Annotated in this window: 15 protein-coding genes; 9 read left to right on the top strand and 6 right to left on the bottom strand. The window is 70.0% G+C overall.

Features of this window, described 5'->3' with window-relative positions:
- Positions 1-126: 126 nt before the first annotated feature.
- Positions 127-336: a hypothetical protein gene (locus tag IE313_RS33365; protein WP_189938927.1), complete on the top strand. Its 210-nt coding sequence runs from the start codon at positions 127-129 to the stop codon at positions 334-336.
- 93 nt (positions 337-429) lie between these two features.
- Positions 430-948, top strand: a complete 519-nt coding sequence (locus tag IE313_RS33360) for a SixA phosphatase family protein (RefSeq protein WP_189938925.1) — start codon at positions 430-432, stop codon at positions 946-948.
- A 335-nt stretch (positions 949-1283) separates the two neighbouring features.
- On the opposite strand, the gene serB is transcribed toward IE313_RS33360, so the two are convergent.
- On the bottom strand, positions 1284-2510 hold the full coding sequence (gene serB / locus IE313_RS33355) for a phosphoserine phosphatase SerB (RefSeq protein ID WP_189938923.1): 1227 nt from the start codon (positions 2508-2510) through the stop codon (positions 1284-1286).
- 382 nt (positions 2511-2892) lie between these two features.
- On the opposite strand from serB, the gene IE313_RS33350 reads away from it, so the two are divergent.
- Positions 2893-5508 (top strand): FHA domain-containing protein, encoded by a 2616-nt coding sequence (locus IE313_RS33350; protein ID WP_189938921.1) that lies wholly within the window; start codon positions 2893-2895, stop codon positions 5506-5508.
- Positions 5509-5689: 181 nt separating this feature from the next.
- On the opposite strand, the gene IE313_RS33345 is transcribed toward IE313_RS33350, so the two are convergent.
- A complete protein-coding gene (locus tag IE313_RS33345) occupies positions 5690-6535 on the bottom strand; it encodes a transglycosylase SLT domain-containing protein (RefSeq protein ID WP_189938919.1) in 846 nt (281 codons plus the stop codon).
- 655 nt (positions 6536-7190) lie between these two features.
- On the opposite strand from IE313_RS33345, the gene IE313_RS33340 reads away from it, so the two are divergent.
- Positions 7191-8336, top strand: coding sequence for a GAF domain-containing sensor histidine kinase (locus tag IE313_RS33340; RefSeq protein ID WP_189938917.1), 1146 nt, complete (start codon positions 7191-7193; stop codon positions 8334-8336).
- A 61-nt stretch (positions 8337-8397) separates the two neighbouring features.
- A complete protein-coding gene (locus IE313_RS33335) occupies positions 8398-9027 on the top strand; it encodes a response regulator (RefSeq protein ID WP_189938963.1) in 630 nt (209 codons plus the stop codon).
- 241 nt (positions 9028-9268) lie between these two features.
- Here IE313_RS33335 and IE313_RS33330 read toward each other — a convergent pair whose 3' ends face one another.
- Complete coding sequence (locus IE313_RS33330) at positions 9269-10057, bottom strand: Rv1486c family protein (RefSeq protein ID WP_189938915.1); 789 nt, start codon at positions 10055-10057, stop codon at positions 9269-9271.
- Between the two features lie 137 nt (positions 10058-10194).
- Here IE313_RS33330 and IE313_RS33325 point away from each other — a divergent pair, with 137 nt between their 5' ends.
- The 3 genes from IE313_RS33325 to IE313_RS33315 all read left to right on the top strand — a co-directional run bounded on the left by IE313_RS33325 (position 10195) and on the right by IE313_RS33315 (position 12589).
- Positions 10195-10986 (top strand): ABC transporter ATP-binding protein, encoded by a 792-nt coding sequence (locus IE313_RS33325; protein ID WP_189938912.1) that lies wholly within the window; start codon positions 10195-10197, stop codon positions 10984-10986.
- A gap of 66 nt (positions 10987-11052) precedes the next feature.
- Positions 11053-11481 carry an NfeD family protein gene (locus tag IE313_RS33320; protein ID WP_189938910.1) on the top strand — a complete coding sequence of 143 codons (429 nt, stop codon included), beginning with the start codon at positions 11053-11055 and terminating at the stop codon, positions 11479-11481.
- A 172-nt stretch (positions 11482-11653) separates the two neighbouring features.
- Positions 11654-12589 carry an SPFH domain-containing protein gene (locus tag IE313_RS33315; RefSeq protein ID WP_189938908.1) on the top strand — a complete coding sequence of 312 codons (936 nt, stop codon included), beginning with the start codon at positions 11654-11656 and terminating at the stop codon, positions 12587-12589.
- A gap of 116 nt (positions 12590-12705) precedes the next feature.
- Here the strand turns inward: IE313_RS33315 and IE313_RS33310 are convergent, their stop codons facing one another.
- From IE313_RS33310 to IE313_RS33300, 3 genes are all read right to left on the bottom strand, one after another.
- Complete coding sequence (locus IE313_RS33310) at positions 12706-13212, bottom strand: HNH endonuclease (protein ID WP_189938906.1); 507 nt, start codon at positions 13210-13212, stop codon at positions 12706-12708.
- 279 nt (positions 13213-13491) lie between these two features.
- Positions 13492-14031: a YbhB/YbcL family Raf kinase inhibitor-like protein gene (locus IE313_RS33305; RefSeq protein ID WP_189938904.1), complete on the bottom strand. Its 540-nt coding sequence runs from the start codon at positions 14029-14031 to the stop codon at positions 13492-13494.
- Between the two features lie 47 nt (positions 14032-14078).
- Complete coding sequence (locus tag IE313_RS33300) at positions 14079-14861, bottom strand: sporulation protein (protein WP_189938901.1); 783 nt, start codon at positions 14859-14861, stop codon at positions 14079-14081.
- 156 nt (positions 14862-15017) lie between these two features.
- Here IE313_RS33300 and IE313_RS33295 point away from each other — a divergent pair, with 156 nt between their 5' ends.
- Entirely contained in the window at positions 15018-15659 is a 642-nt protein-coding gene (locus tag IE313_RS33295) for a DNA-3-methyladenine glycosylase (RefSeq protein WP_189938899.1), read from the top strand.
- Positions 15660-15967 lie beyond the last annotated feature (308 nt).

Here is a 15967-nt window from a genome sequence, read left to right as displayed (position 1 = left end):
AGGGGGCCTGGGTCAGGGTGAAGTGGGTGGCTCACCGGATGGGAATACGAGTCCCGCCTCCATAGCTTCTAGGTACGCCGTGAACGCGGCGGCGAACCGCGAAGAGCGCGAAGACACGGAGGCAGCATGCCGGCCCACCCGCACACCCGGCCCCGCCTGGCTGACAGGGGTGGCGCCCAGGTCCGCCTCCCTTGGTGGGCCATCGCCCTCCCCACGCTCTCCTTCGCCGTCCTGCTGCTGATGATGCTCAATCCCTCCCGTGCGCACCCCACCGGCGACCCGGGACTCGGGCGCGTCCTGCAGAGCATCCAGCACTCGGTGCTGCACCAGGCATAGGCCGCCGGATCCCGCCACCTGAGCGGCCCCGACCGCCGCAGCGGCCGTCAACTCCCTGCGCCCCGTGGCGCGTTTCGTGCGAAGCTGGATCCCATGAGCGCCGCAGAACCCCGCACGATCGTCCTCTTCCGGCACGCGAAGGCCGACTGGCCCCAGGTTTCCGATCACGAGCGTCCCCTTGCCGACCGGGGCCGCCACGACGCCCCCGTCGCGGGCCGCAGGCTGGCCGAGACGGGCATCGACTTCGACCTCGCTCTCTGCTCCACCGCGGTCCGTACCAGGGAGACCTGGAAGCTGGCCGTCCACGAGCTTCCGCACCGCCCGAAGACGGTCTACGAGGAGCGGGTCTACGAGGCGTCCCCCGGAGAGCTCATCTCCGTACTGAACGAGACCCTGGAGGACGTCCGCAGCATCATCCTGATCGGTCACAACCCGGGAGTGCAGGGCCTGGCGGAGATCCTCGCCGGCCAGTACGAGGACGACGCACGCGCGCGTATGAACGACCGAGGCTTCCCCACCTCCGCGTTCGCCGTGCTCTCCCACACCGGCTCATGGAAGTCGCTGGAGCCCGGTGTGGGCACCCTCACCGAATTCTGGGCCCCGGGGGCGTAGCGGACCTCGACGGCATCCGGGCCCGCCCCGACCAGCCGCCGGGCCCCTCCGCATCGGGCGCGCCCCGGCCGGCCGCAGGAATCCTGACCGGCGCCGCGGCCATGCCGCCCACGGCGCGCCCGCCGGCGGCGTGCCCGCGCCTGCGCCCCGCGCTCGCACACGGGCGACAGCGTCTCGCCTGTCGGCAGCGACGCCCGGACCCCTACAGCCGGTACGCCCGTCCCGGTGCTCCCGGTGCTCCCGGTGCTCCCGGTGCTCCCGAGCCGCCGGGCCGGCAGTTCGGGAGCACCCGGCCGTCCGGCCGCTCAGAACACCGGCCGGGCCGAGCCGCCGGCTCAGCCCTCGTCCGCGTCCGCCGTCTCGACCTCTTCCCTGGTGATCCCCAGCAGGTACAGCACCGTGTCCAGGAAGGGCACGTTCACCGCGGTGTAGGCGGCCTCGCGCACCACCGGCTTGGCGTTGAAGGCGACGCCGAGCCCGGCGGCGTTGAGCATGTCGAGATCGTTGGCCCCGTCGCCGATGGCCACCGTCTGGGCCAGCGGCACCCCGGCCTCGGCGGCGAACCGCCGCAGCAGCCGTGCCTTGCCCGCCCGGTCCACGACCTCGCCGACGACCCGGCCGGTGAGCTTGCCGTCACGCACCTCAAGCGTGTTGGCCTGCGCGAAGTCCAGTCCGAGCCGGTCCCGTAGGTCGTCCGTGACCTGGGTGAAGCCCCCGGAGACGACGCCGACCTGGTAGCCGAGCCGTTTGAGCGTACGGATCAGCGTGCGGGCGCCCGGCGTCAGCCGCACCTCGCTGCGCACCTTCTCCACGACGGACACGTCGAGCCCGGCGAGCAGCGCCACGCGCGCGTGGAGGGATTGTTCGAAGTCCAGCTCGCCGCGCATCGCGGCCTCGGTCACCTCGGCGACCTTGTCCTCACAGCCCGCGTGGGCTGCGAAGAGCTCTATCACCTCGTCCTGGATGAGCGTCGAGTCGACGTCCATGACGACCAGACGCTGCGCCCTGCGGTGCAGACCGGCGGCGACCACCGCCACGTCGACACCCAGTGCGGCGGCCTCGACCGCCAGCGCGGTACGCAGCGCTTCCGTCTCCGTGCCCGACACGGCGAACTCGACCGCGGTCACCGGGTACTTGGCCAGTCGGAAGATCCGGTCGATGTTGCCGCCGCTCGCGGTGATCCGCGCGGCGATCCCCGCGGTCGACCGGGAGGTCAGCGGATGGCCGAGCACGGTGACGTGGGAGCGGCCGACGCCACGCGGGCGGTTGTCGCCGGTGCCCGAGATGATCTCGGCCTCCATCTTCATGGACTCCGCCCAGCCGTGCACGGTGGCCCGCAGGTCGCCTTCGAGCCCGGCGGCGGGCTGGGTGACCAGTGCGCACAGGACCATGCGGCCACGGGTGACGACCTGCTCGATGTCGACCACATCGAGGGAGTACGCGGCGAGGGTGTCGAAGAGTCCGGCGGTGATGCCCGGCCGGTCCCTGCCGAAGATCTTGACGAGCAGCGTGGGGACGTCGGCCGCCGCTTCCGTCGCATTCGGGGGCTGTGAAGGGCTCATGGTCTTCCCACCGTATCCGGCTCCCACCGGCGGGCGCCTCGGCAGTCCGCGTATCGGACGCGCGTACGGTCCCGAGTCCCTTGGCCACCGGCGGCCAGGACCATGTGCGACCGAGAGCCCGGGGCGCACGCCCCGCGCTCTCCATGGAAATGGTGCGCCTCCTTGGTGTCGTCTGCCTCTTATGGCGCCGCACACCCGTGCGCACCTAGGGGCGGAGGGCTCCCTTTCCCCTCGACGGCCCGCCTCAAAGCACCCGTACGCAGTCTTCACAAGGCCCGGCTTTCGGTCAGGGCGCCGAGCCTGAAATAGTTCCTCACGATGTTCGACATCCCTAGACTCCCCATGACGGGGGCTAGACGGGGGACACATAGTGGGGCTTGGAGTGCCGGAAATCGTACTGGAATTGAACGGACAAACCTGGACGCTCGATCCGTCCAGGACATACGCCCTGGGGAGGGATCCGCAGGGCGACATCGTGTTCGACGACGCCAGGGTGTCGTGGCGGCACGCCACGGTCAGATGGGCGGGGCACGGCTGGGTGATCGAGGATCACGGCAGCACCAACGGCACCTACGTGCAGGGGCGGCGGATCCAGCAGACGGAGATCGGACCGGGTTCGTCCGTGCACCTGGGCAACGCGACCGACGGCCCCCGGGTGACCGTCCAGGGCGCGCCCATGGCGGCCGTCGCCGCTCCCCAGCAGCAGGCCGTCCCCGCCCAGCACGCCCCTCAGCAGGCTCCGCAGCAACCGTACGCCCCGCAGCAGCCCCCCGCGGGCCCGCAGGGCCCCGCGCCGGCGGGCTGGGCGCAGCAGGCCCAGGCCCCTCACCAGGCTCCGTACCAGCCCGCGGACCGGCAGGTGCCGCAGCAGCCCGGGGGCGCCCCCCAGCAGGGCTGGCAGCAGCCGCCCGCCGGCGGCCAGGTCCCGCCGCAGCAGGGCCCCGGCCCCGGCCCCGGCGGGGACGGCGCGGGACCGGTCTACGGGGACCGCAGCCCCACGACGTTCCACCAGTTGTCCCTGGGTCGCGTGATGCGGATCGGCCGTGCCCTCGAGAACGACCTGGTCGTATCCGACCTGCAGGTCTCACGGAACCACGCGGAGTTCCACGCCACGCCGGACGGCCGCTTCGAGATCCGCGACCTCGGATCCCACAACGGCACGTACGTCAACGGCATGCCGATCGCCAAGTCCGGCTCGGCACTGATCGGCCCCAGCGACATCGTCGGTGTCGGCCACTCCACGTTCCGGCTGGTGGGGGACCGGCTGGAGGAGTTCGTCGACACCGGTGAGATCTCCTTCTCGGCCCGCCATCTGACGGTGACGGTCGACGGCGGGAAGCAGATCCTGCGGGACGTGTCCTTCGGCGTCCCCGAGAAGTCCCTGGTCGCGGTCATCGGCCCGTCCGGGTCCGGGAAGTCGACGCTCCTCAAGGCGCTCACCGGCTACCGCCCCGCCGACCGGGGCGATGTCCTCTACGACAACCGGAACCTGTACAAGCAGTTCGCCGAGCTGCGCCAGCGCATCGGTCTGGTCCCGCAGGACGACATCCTGCACAAGGAGCTGACCGTCCGCACCGCCCTGAAGTTCGCCGCCAAGCTGCGCTTCCCCGCGGACACCACCGAGCAGGAGCGCGCGGCCCGCATCGACGAGGTGCTGCGCGAGCTGAAGCTGGACATCCACAAAGAGAAGAAGATCACCTCGCTCTCGGGCGGCCAGCGCAAGCGCGTGTCGGTGGCCCTGGAGCTGCTGACCAAGCCGTCGCTGATCTTCCTGGACGAGCCGACCTCCGGCCTCGACCCGGGCATGGACCGCGACGTGATGCAACTGCTGCGCGGCCTCGCCGACGACGGCCGCACGGTACTCGTCGTCACCCACTCGGTGGCGGAGCTCGCGCTGTGCGACAAGCTGCTGGTGATGGCGCCGGGCGGCTCCGTGGCGTACTTCGGCCCGCCGGAGGAGGCTCTGAACTTCTTCGGGTACCAGACCTGGGCCGATGTCTTCTCCGCCTTCGAGGAGTACCGCGAGTACGACTGGGCGGGCCGCTGGAAGGGCTCGCAGCACTACCAGATGTACGCCGCGGACATCGACGCCGTCGCCGCGCAGTCCGTGCAGATGCCTCCCCCGCAGGCGGTCAAGCCGCCCAAGACGCAGCCCTGGGGGGCCCAGTTGGGCACGCTGATCCGCCGCTATCTGTCCGTGATCGCCTCCGACAAGGGCTTCATCGGCCTCATGGTGATCCTGCCGGCCGTCCTCGGTCTGGTGAGCGTGGTCATCCCGACCGACTTCGGACTCAAACCACCGCCGCCCGGCCGCTTCAACAGCAACGCCGGCACGATCATGCTGATCCTCTCGGTCGGCATGTGCTTCGCGGGCGCGGCGAACTCCGTACGCGAGCTGATCAAGGAACGCGTCATCTACGAGCGCGAACGCGCGACGGGACTGTCACGCTCCGCGTACCTGATGTCCAAGGTGATCGTCCTCGGGGTGACCACCGCCCTCCAGGGCGTCATCATCTGCGCCATCGGCTTCTCCAACCGCGAGCTGCCGGACGAGGGCATCGTGGTCAAGAGCCTGCCGGCCGTCGAGCTCTGCCTGGTGATCATCGCCCTGGGCTTCACCTCGATGATGGTGGGCCTGGTGATCTCCGCCCTGGTGAAGACCGCGGAGAAGACCATGCCCCTGCTGGTGATGTTCGCCATCGTGCAGGTGGTGTTCACCGGCGTGCTCTTCAAGATCTTCGGCTCGCCCGGTGTCGAGCAGATCGCCTGGTTGATGCCGTCCCGCTGGGCCATCTCCGCTTCGGCGGCGACCCTGCACCTGCAGACCGTCATGCCGCCCTGGGACCCCAAGGACCCCACGGACGTCGACCCGCTCTGGGACGCCACGGCGAGCCAGTGGTTCACCAACATGGCGATCCTGGTCGCCATCGGCGTCATCTGCGGCTTCCTCGTCGCACGCCTGCTGCGCCGCCACGAGCCGGAGGTCATGCGCAAGTAGCGGGCACCGGCGTGCCAGGGGCTCGCGGAGACAGGTCCTGGTCCTCCTTACGCAGGCCACCGGGCGGGTCACCCACAGTGGGTGACCCGCCCGGCGGCCGTCGCTGAGACTCAGAGGTCCTGGAGGAGCCTCAGGCGAGGCTTCACGGGGGACCGGTCTTCGATCGACTTGTTGAGGAGCCTCAGTAGGCGCTGTTCACGTTGTCCATCGAGCCGTACCGGTCGGCGGCGTAGTTGGCCGCGGCGGTGATGTTCGCGACCGGGTCGTAGATGTTCCACGAGGTGCCCGAGACGTGGTACGACGAGAAGGTCGGCGGGATCACCTGGAGCAGGCCCTTGGAGGGGATGCCCTTCTGGGCGTTGATGTCCCAGTTGTTGATCGCGTTCGGGTTACCGCTCGACTCCCGCATGATGTTGCGGTACAGGCCGTTGTAGGAGCCGGGGATGTGGTGCTTCTTCATGATGTGCAGCGACTCGCGGATCCAGCCGTCCAGGTTGTCGGCGTAGACCGCCTTGTGCGCGCGGGTCTTGTTCGCGGCCTGCTTCGCGTGCTGCGCCTTGGAGTGGTGGGCCTTGGTCTTGGCCTTGGCTTTGGACGCGTCGTCCTTCTTCGGCGCCGGGGTCTTGTCCGCCTTCAGCTTCGCGGCGGCGACCTGCGCCTTCTGGTCGGCGCCCGCGCCCTGCGCGGCGTGCACCTGCGTGCCCGTGGTGGACCAGGCGACCGGCGCCGAGGGGCCCGTGGAGTGCTGCGCAGCGGAGTGGTCCGGTGCCAGCGACACCGCGAGGGCAGCGGCGCCCAGCGTGGCCACACCGGCGACCGCGACCTTGTGCGTCCTGGTCAGCGCCACACCCTGACCGGGCCCGGAGGCGGGCCCGCGTTTGAGCGCCTCGCGCTTGTCCGTGATCGTGCGCTTGAGGGAGTCGCGCTTCTGCGTGATCTCGCGCTTCAGCGCATCGCGGCTGAGCACGTCGCGGTTGAACGGAACGCTCGGCCTGAAGGTCTTGAAAATGATGGAACGCTTGGACATGAGAGTAGGACCTCTTCGAACGGATGAGGCCGCCCGCCGTTCCCGACCGGAACGGATGTTTCCGAAACAAGCGCCGTGGGTAATACACGCGGCGCCGAGCGACGGGGGCCATTCTTAGCGGCCGCAAAAAACCGTGGCAAAGGTGTGACATACGAAGACGGATAGTGGGCCGGGGGCCGCCGAGCAGCCGAATTCCGGCACATCGTGCCCGTTCACAGAGATATCGGAGGTTCCACTAGGCGCCTTCGTACGTGATCTGCGCCCTATGCGCGGCCTCACACCGAGGCGCTGTTCCTCTCACAAGAAGTTGCCACGGCAATGCGCTCTGTCAGTAATCCACCGACAACCGAACCCTGGCTCTCCGTGAGTATCACCGGGTCTTCCGTGAGGACCGGGCCCATGCACACGGAACACCTCTCCACCGGGTTCGCGGGCCAGGTCCCGTGCCTGTGCGACGGACGGTCGCTTCGTTACCGCGCGACAAGGCGGACCACCACGCAACGGGCCGTCCCGCGGCGCACCGGTACTCCCACGCCGTGCGGCACGACGCCTTCGCACCCCGTGCCACCGGGCCGAAGCCCTACGCCCTCCGTCCCGGGCGGACGCCGCCACTGGTCCGATACGCACTGTCACCGCCCGCGGGTACGGTGAAGCCATGACTGAAGGTCCACGCTCCGGCCTGTACGCGGTCAGCTCCGCGCTGCTGGCCATGAGCAGACACCTGGAGGTGCGCGACGTCCTCAAGACGATCGTCGCTTCGGCCCGCGAGCTGCTCGACGCCGAGTACGCCGCGCTCGGCGTGCCGGACGATCACGGCGGCTTCGCCCAGTTCGTGGTGGACGGCGTCAACGACGCGCAGTGGAGGGCCATCGGCCCCCTGCCCCGCCAGCACGGCATCCTCGCCGCGATGCTGCACGAGGCCAGGCCGCAGCGCCTCGCCGACGTCCGCAAGGACCCGCGCTTCGAGGGCTGGCCCACCGCGCACCCGGAGATGGCCGACTTCCTCGGCCTGCCCATCCGCGACGGCGAGGAGACCATCGGGGCCCTCTTCCTCGCCAACAAGCGGCGCCCCAGGCCCGAGGGCGGCTGCGGATTCACCGAGGAGGACCAGGAGCTCCTGTCGATCCTCGCGCAGCACGCCGCCATAGCCCTCACCAACGCCCGGCTCTACGAGCGCAGCCGCGAGCTGACGATCGCGGAGGAGCGCTCCCGTCTCGCCCACGAGCTGCACGACGCGGTCAGCCAGAAGCTCTTCTCGCTGCGGCTGACGGCCCAGGCCGCCGTGGCGCTGGTGGACCGCGACCCGTTGCGCGCCAAGGGCGAGCTGCACCAGGTGGCGCAGCTCGCCGCGGAGGCGGTCGACGAGCTGCGCGCGGCCGTCGTCGAGCTGCGTCCAGCCGCCCTCGACGAGGACGGCCTCGTGGCCACCCTGCGCACCCAGGTCCAGGTGCTCGACCGTGCGCACTCCGCCCGGGTCACCTTCGCCGCCCGGGGCGTGCGCGCTCTGCCCGCCGCGCACGAGGAAGCCATACTCCGCGTCGCCCAGGAGGCCCTGCACAACGCTCTGCGGCACTCGGGGGCGGTGCAGGTGGACGTCGGCCTGACGCGCCGCGGCCGCGACACCGTCCTTCGTGTCACGGACGACGGCACGGGCTTCGAGCCGCGCGCCGTGCGCCGCGCGGGACGGCACCTGGGCCTCGTCTCCATGCGGGACAGGGCGAGCGGCGTCGGTGGCACGCTCACCGTCGCCTCGCAGCCCGGGAAGGGCACCACGATCGAGATGGAGGTCCCCGGTGGCTGACGACACAGAGGCGGCGGGCAGCGGCCCGCAGCAGGGCCGGCGGCGGCCGGCCGGCGGCCCGATCCGGGTGCTGCTGGTCGACGACCACCAGGTGGTCCGCCGCGGTCTGCGCACCTTCCTGGAGGTGCAGGACGACATCGAGGTCGTCGGCGAGGCGGCGGACGGCGCGGAAGGCGTCGCCCGCGCCGAGGAGCTGGAGCCCGACGTCGTCCTGATGGACGTCAAGATGCCCGGCATGGACGGGGTGGAGGCCCTGCGCAAGCTCCGCGAGCAGGCCAACCCCGCGCGCGTGCTCATCGTCACCAGCTTCACCGAGCAGCGCACGGTCGTCCCCGCCCTGCGCGCCGGTGCCGCCGGGTACGTCTACAAGGACATCGATCCGGACGCCCTGGCCGGGGCCATCCGTTCCGTGCACGCCGGCCACATACTGCTGCAACCCGAGGTCGCGGGTGCCCTCCTCGCACAGGACGAGACGGGCAACGGACAGGGGAGGGCCGGATCACTCACGGAGCGTGAGCGCGAGGTGCTCGGCCTCATCGCCGACGGCCGCTCCAACCGCGAGATCGCCAGGGCGCTCGTCCTCTCCGAGAAGACCGTCAAGACGCATGTGTCGAACATCCTCATGAAGCTCGACCTCGCGGACCGCACCCAGGCGGCCCTGTGGGCGGTCCGCCATGGTGTGACCGGCTGAGGGACACGGCGGTGGACACGCGCGGCGGCCGCAGCGGGCGTGGCCGCCGCCCCCCGCCGCCCCGCCGTGGCCGATGCGGCGGACGCGGCAGGAGCGGGCACGTGACGGACGCAACAGACGCGGAGCGAGTGACGGACGCAACAGACGCGGGCGAGACGGTGCACACGGCGCACACGACGCGCGAGTCCGGCGAGCCGGGCGCGGGTGGGCGCGCCCCTGGAGGGGCGTGCCGGGCCCGGCCTCACCGTGCCCTGCGCTCCCGCTCCTCCACATAGGCGTTGTACGCCGCCACCTGGGCCCGCCTGGCGGTGCGCTCGACCGGGCGCAGGGCCTCGGTCCGCGCGGCCATCTCCGAGGCGCTCACGGCCCCGCCGTGCCCGTTCTCGTGAGCCACCGAGACGAGCAGTGCCACCCGCTGGGCCAGTTCCAGGACCCGGACCGCCCGTGGCGGGTAGCCGGGCGCCAGCGGCTCGCGGCCGCGCTCGGCCCGCGCGCGGTAGGCGTCGACCGCCGCCTCGGCGGCCGGCCCGGACGCCGCCACGTCCAGCCGTGACAGGACCGTCGTGGCCTCCCTGAGGGCCTCCGCGAGCTCACGCTCCGCCTCGCCGAGCGACGGCACGTCCGCGGGCGGCGCCTCCCGTACCGCCAGACAGGCCCAGAGGACCTCCACGTGCACGTCGCCCGCCGGCCCCGCCTCCGACACCTCGGGTACGAGGCCCAGCGCGGCGCCCTGGCAGACCACCGCCTCTCCCGCCTCCAGGGCGCGTGCGTTGAAGGCGGGCGGGCCGCTGAGACCGAGCGGGTGGCCCGGCGCGGGCAGCGCCACCCGCAGCCCGGTCACACCGAGCGCACGCAGCCGGCCGAGCGCCAGTGTGAGCCCGACGGGTCCCTCCTCGCCGGGCAGCCCGGTGACGCGGTGCACAGCGTCTTCGCCGACCGCGGCGAGGACCGCGTCATCCGGTGAGATCAATCCGGCCAAAAGGGCATTTCCCCAAGCGGCCAACCGTCCAGAGCGTGGTTCCGAGAGCATGGGTACCACCCTAGGGACGGCCGATGGGACGGTCCGCACAAGTGGTGGCGTAGGTTTTGCCTGGGGGCTGCGTCCACAGGCGCACACGACAGCCGAGACGGCTTACGGCCGAGACTGCAATGGGAGACAACGCGCTCATGAGCGATGTACTGGAGCTGGAGGACGTATCCGTGGTCCGCGAGGGCCGGGCTCTGGTGGACCAGGTCTCCTGGTCGGTCAAGGAGGGGGAGCGTTGGGTCATCCTGGGGCCGAACGGTGCGGGGAAGACCACTCTTCTCAACGTCGCTTCCAGCTACCTCTTCCCGAGCAGGGGCACCGTCAGCATCCTCGGTGAGCGACTGGGCAAGGTGGACGTCTTCGAACTCCGCCCCCGCATCGGTATCGCAGGGATCGCCATGGCCGAGAAGCTGCCCAAGCGCCAGACGGTTCTGCAGACCGTGCTCACCGCCGCCTACGGCATGACCGCCGGCTGGCACGAGGACTACGAGGACATCGACGAACAGCGCGCCCGCGCCTTCCTCGACCGCCTCGGCATGAACGAGTACCTGGACCGCAGATTCGGCACCCTCTCCGAGGGGGAACGCAAGCGCACCCTCATCGCCCGTGCCCTGATGACCGATCCCGAACTGCTCCTCCTGGACGAGCCCGCCGCGGGGCTCGACCTCGGCGGCAGGGAGGACCTGGTGCGCCGCCTCGGCAGGCTCGCAAGCGACCCCATCGCGCCCTCGATGATCATGGTCACCCACCATGTCGAGGAGATCGCCCCGGGCTTCACCCACGTGCTGATGATCCGTCAGGGCAAGGTGCTCGCGGCCGGTCCCCTGGAGATCGAACTCACCTCGCGCAACCTGTCCCGCTGCTTCGGACTCCCCCTGATCGTCGAGCAGATCGGCCGGCGCTGGACCGCCCAGGGCCTGCCCATGTCCTGACGTGGACTTCCCGATGCCCTGACAGGAGGTCTGTCCGCGGCGGGGGAGCGGTCCTACCATGGCGATGTGGACATCGACGCATGGGTGTGGTGGCTGATCGGAGCCGTCGCGCTCGGAATCCCGCTCGTAGTGACCGCGATGCCCGAATTCGGGATGTTTGCCGTAGGGGCCGTCGCGGCTGCCGTGGTCGCAGCCCTGGGAGGCGGTGTCGTCCTCCAGGTCCTGGTCTTCGTGATCCTATCGGTCGCACTCATCGCCGTCGTGCGGCGCATCGCCAACAGACACCGCCTGCAGCGGCCCGAACTGGCCACCGGCGTCGATGCCCTGAAAGGCAAGCAGGCCGTGGTCCTGGAGCGCGTCGACAGCGGCGGCGGACGGATCAAGCTCGCCGGCGAGATCTGGTCGGCACGCTCGCTCGACGGCACCCAGAGCTACGAAGTGGGACAGGAAGTCGACGTCGTGGAGATCGACGGTGCCACGGCCGTCGTCATCTGAGCCCGGGCACCCGCACCATCCTGCTCCCTCGCACCGAACCGCCTTTTGTGCAGGCGGAGTTGCCGGAAGTCGCCCACAACACGCGGGCGTCTGACAGACTCGACATGCAAGATCTACAAGAAGCACGGATCTTCCGGAACAGCCGAGGCAAGAAGGGTACGGGGAAGTCACGATGGAACCGATCATCATCGTCCTGATCATTCTGGTGGTGCTGGTCTTCATCGCCCTGATCAAGACCATCCAGGTCATCCCACAGGCCAGCGCGGCGATCGTGGAGCGCTTCGGCCGCTACACCCGCACGCTCAACGCCGGCCTCAACATCGTCGTGCCCTTCATCGACACCATCCGCAACCGCATCGACCTGCGAGAACAGGTCGTGCCGTTCCCGCCGCAGCCGGTGATCACCCAGGACAACCTGGTCGTCAACATCGACACCGTCATCTACTACCAGGTGACCGACGCCCGCGCCGCGACCTACGAGGTCGCCAGCTACATCCAGGCCATCGAGCAGCTCACGGTCACCACCCTGCGCAACATCATCGGCGGCATGGACCTGGAGCGCACGCTCACCTCCCGCGAGGAGATCAACGCCGCCCTGCGCGGCGTGCTCGACGAGGCGACCGGCAAGTGGGGCATCCGCGTCAACCGCGTCGAGCTGAAGGCGATCGAGCCGCCGACCTCCATCCAGGACTCGATGGAGAAGCAGATGCGCGCCGACCGTGACAAGCGTGCCGCCATCCTCCAGGCCGAAGGCGTCCGGCAGTCCGAGATCCTGCGCGCCGAGGGCGAGAAGCAGTCCGCCATCCTGCGCGCCGAGGGCGAGGCCAAGGCGGCCGCGCTGCGCGCCGAGGGCGAGGCCCAGGCCATCCGTACGGTCTTCGAGTCCATCCACGCCGGCGACCCGGACCAGAAGCTGCTCTCCTACCAGTACCTGCAGATGCTTCCGAAGATCGCCGAGGGTGACGCCAACAAGCTCTGGATCGTGCCCAGCGAGATCGGCGACGCCCTCAAGGGCCTCTCCGGTGCCTTCGGCAATTTCGGTCCGATGGCAGGCGGCCCCGCCCCGGCGAACGGCAAGGAGCTGCGCGAGCAGCCCCGCATCGACTGATCCGAAGGCCGAGATCGAACGGAGCAGCCCCCGTCCCTCGCGGACGGGGGCTGCTCCGTTCGATCTTGACGCAGGCCCCGGTGTCCGTCCGCCGGTCCCGCCCCGTACCGGACGGCCTACGCCGCGGGCGCCGCCAGCCACTCCGGCAGGGCGCCGCGCTCCGCACGGCCCAGGGCGAGCAGCATCGCGTCCGCCGGGGTCGGTTCGAAGGGCTCACGCAGCAGCGCCATACCCGCCTCCTCCGGGGTGCGGTTCGCCTTGCGGTGGTTGTCCTCCGCGCAGGACGCCACCGTGTTCAGCCAGGAGTCCGCACCTCCCGCGGACCGCGGCACCACGTGGTCCACGGTGGTCGCCCGCCTGCCGCAGTAGGCACACCTGTGTTGATCGCGTACCAGAACGCCCCGCCTCGACCATGGAGCACGTCTTCGGAACGGCACCCGGACATACCGGCAGAGCCTGATCACCCGTGGCACCGGAAGGTCCACGGCGGCGGCACGCACACGCAGCGCGGGGTGGGACTCCTCGACGACGGCCTTGTCCTGCAGCACCAGGACGACGGCTCGGTTCATCGTCACCGTCGACAGCGGTTCGAAGCTCGCGTTGAGCACCAGAGTGACCCGCATCTCGCCCACCTCCCGTACGCGCCGGCCCACCCCCTGGCGGGCTGGGATCAACTCTGGCCGGGCACGCCGGGATGGACAACGCAATAAAAGATGCCCGCCTCCGACCACTGCCAAGGTCGAAGACGGGCAAAGGTTGTATGAATCCTGCCCGTCGAACAGGACAACGGCTCCCGTGGAACGTCATCCCCGGCGGAGCGCGGCCCCTGGGAGAACGTTTCCGGACGTCCTCCCAGGGCGAGCGGTCCACCGGACGCGGTCAGGAACCACCGCGGGAGTGCGTCACCCCTCGGCGGGGGCCGCGTACAGGCCGATCATCTGGGCCCGCGCCAGGGTGTGGAAGCGCAGGTTGAACCCGACGAAGGCCGGGCTCGCACCGGAGTCGGGCCCCAGCTTCTCCTGGTCGACCGCGTACACCGTGAACACATAGCGGTGGGCGGGGTCCCCGGCGGGCGGCGCGGCGCCACCGAAGTCCTTCGTGCCGTAGTCGTTGCGCGCGTGGACCGCGCCCTTGGGCAGCCCCTCGAACGAGCCGCTACCCGCGCCCGCAGGCAGCTCGGTCACCGAGGCCGGGATGTCGAAGAGGACCCAGTGCCAGAACCCGCTGCCGGTGGGAGCGTCGGGATCGAAGCAGGTGACGGCGAAGCTCCTGGTCTCCGGCGGGAACCCCTCCCACCGCAGGTGCGGCGAGGTGTTCCCGGCCGCGTGAACCTGGGCGTCCTTGAGTGTCGCCCCCTCCGTCACGTCCTCGCTCACCACGGTGAAAGCGGGTACCTGGGGATGGAATGCATGGGGAAGCGGCGGCCTGTCGGGCTCGGTCACAACGGCACCTCCTGATCGGTGACAACTTACGGGGCCGAGCCTAGGACCTAGAACCAGTTGCGACGGCTACCGACTTCCGAGATCCACTGATTCAGATAAGCGGCCCAGTCGGTTGCCTGGTAGTCGTGCAGCCCCACCACGAAGGACCTGAACGTGTCGCTGCCCTCGCTGAAGAGCCCCGGCTTCTTGTCCATCTCCAGGACGACGTCCATCTCGCGGTCGTCGGCCACGAAGCTCAGCTCGACCTGGTTCAGGCCCCGGTACTGCTGCGGCGGGTAGAACTCGATCTCCTGGTAGAAGGGGAGCTGCTGCCGCGTGCCCCGGATGTGACCGCGCTCCATGTCCGCGTTCTTGAAGTGGAAACCGAGGCGCCCGAAGGCGTCCAGGATCGCCTGCTGCGCCGGCAGCGGGTGCACCGTGATCGGGTCGAGATCGCCGGAGTCCACCGCGTGGGCGATCTGCAGCTCCGTCGTGACCCCGATGTGAATGCCGTGCAGCTCATGGCCGGAGAAGCTGCTGACCGGTGTCTCCCATGGGATCTCCAGACCGAACGGCACCGAGTGCACCGCCTCGGCCTGGAGCTGGAAGGCACCGCCGAGCCGCACCTTGATGAACTCGATGTCCTGCTTGAACTCCTGGTCGTTGCCCTCGACCTCGACCCGGGCCTGCAGACCCACCGACAGGCCCTGGATCTCCTGGTCGACGGACCCACCCTGGATCCGCACCTCGCCCTGGACAACGCCGCCCGGCACGACGTTGGCGTCGTTCAGCACCGTCTCGACCGAAGCGCCCCCGGCCCCCAGACTCGCAAGCAGCCTCTTGAACCCCATGCCCTCTCCTCCCCAGGCCGCGCCTGTGGTCTGCGTACCTGCTTCTTGATCCGTAAACGCGGTTCGGCCGCGTTCGGTTGCGCGCCCTCATCCTGGCAGCCGCGGAGGTGGCCGCGCCGTTCGATCGGGCAACCCTGTGGACTACGCTCGGACCTCATGATCGCGGCCCCTGACCGTACGCCCCTCGCCCGGGAGTTCTTCGACCGCCCTGTCCTGGATGTGGCCGAGGACCTCCTCGGACGCCTGCTCGTGCGCAACACCTCCGAGGGCCCGATCGAACTCCGCCTCACCGAGGTCGAGGCGTACGCCGGAGAGGCCGATCCGGGATCACACGCCTACCGCGGCCGCACTCCGCGCAACGACGTGATGTTCGGCCCGCCCGGCCACGCCTACGTCTACTTCACCTACGGCATGTGGCACTGCCTCAACGCCGTGTGCGGTCCGGAGGGCAGGGCGAGCGGGGTTCTGCTGCGGGCCGGAGAGATCATCCAAGGCGCGGAACTCGCCCGCAAACGTCGACTGTCGGCCCGAAATGACAAGGAACTGGCCAAAGGTCCCGCACGACTGGCGACGGCCCTGGATGTCGACCGGGCTCTCAACGGCACCGACCTCTGCGCCGGGCCTGACTCCCCGCTGCGCCTCCTCCATGGCGTGCCAAGCAGGTCCGACCAGGTCATGAACGGGCCGCGTACGGGTGTGGCCGGGGAAGGCGGTGTCCACCCCTGGCGGTTCTGGATCGCCGACGATCCCACCGTCAGCCCCTACCGGCCCCACACGCCACGCAAGCGGCGAACTTGACTCGGCCTCGCGGGATCCGTAACGTAGCCCGAGCCGCTTGAGCCGGTTACGACGTTCAGTCAGCAGCCGGAGGCGGCCATACCACCTCCTACGATTCACCCTTCGGCGGGTGCGTTTTCGGCATGCCGAAAACGCGAGTCCGCCAAGGGCCGTGCGACCTTCGTTTTTGGGTCGCAGCGGGAATCGGCTAAAGTGGTGAATGTCGAAAGGCCGCAAGGCCGAGTATGACGCCCCGCTCCGACCGGGAATCGGCTCCGAAAGGATCTGATAGAGTCGGAAACACCGAAGGGAAACGCCCGGAGGAAAGC

The organism is Streptomyces sulfonofaciens, assembly GCF_014656295.1.
GTDB lineage: Bacteria > Actinomycetota > Actinomycetes > Streptomycetales > Streptomycetaceae > Streptomyces > Streptomyces sulfonofaciens.
Note: the sequence above shows the minus strand (reverse complement) of the source record. Positions and strands in the feature narration are given on the sequence as shown.

Coding starts and splice junctions, on each gene's coding strand:
- IE313_RS33300 (WP_189938901.1), bottom strand. CDS start 14,861: ATGGGGTTCAAGAGGCTGCTTGCGAGTCTGGGGGCCGGGGGCGCTTCG.
- IE313_RS33330 (WP_189938915.1), bottom strand. CDS start 10,057: ATGCTCTCGGAACCACGCTCTGGACGGTTGGCCGCTTGGGGAAATGCC.
- IE313_RS33340 (WP_189938917.1), top strand. CDS start 7,191: ATGACTGAAGGTCCACGCTCCGGCCTGTACGCGGTCAGCTCCGCGCTG.
- IE313_RS33325 (WP_189938912.1), top strand. CDS start 10,195: ATGAGCGATGTACTGGAGCTGGAGGACGTATCCGTGGTCCGCGAGGGC.
- IE313_RS33295 (WP_189938899.1), top strand. CDS start 15,018: ATGATCGCGGCCCCTGACCGTACGCCCCTCGCCCGGGAGTTCTTCGAC.
- serB (WP_189938923.1), bottom strand. CDS start 2,510: ATGAGCCCTTCACAGCCCCCGAATGCGACGGAAGCGGCGGCCGACGTC.
- IE313_RS33360 (WP_189938925.1), top strand. CDS start 430: ATGAGCGCCGCAGAACCCCGCACGATCGTCCTCTTCCGGCACGCGAAG.
- IE313_RS33365 (WP_189938927.1), top strand. CDS start 127: ATGCCGGCCCACCCGCACACCCGGCCCCGCCTGGCTGACAGGGGTGGC.
- IE313_RS33345 (WP_189938919.1), bottom strand. CDS start 6,535: ATGTCCAAGCGTTCCATCATTTTCAAGACCTTCAGGCCGAGCGTTCCG.
- IE313_RS33310 (WP_189938906.1), bottom strand. CDS start 13,212: ATGCGGGTCACTCTGGTGCTCAACGCGAGCTTCGAACCGCTGTCGACG.
- IE313_RS33315 (WP_189938908.1), top strand. CDS start 11,654: ATGGAACCGATCATCATCGTCCTGATCATTCTGGTGGTGCTGGTCTTC.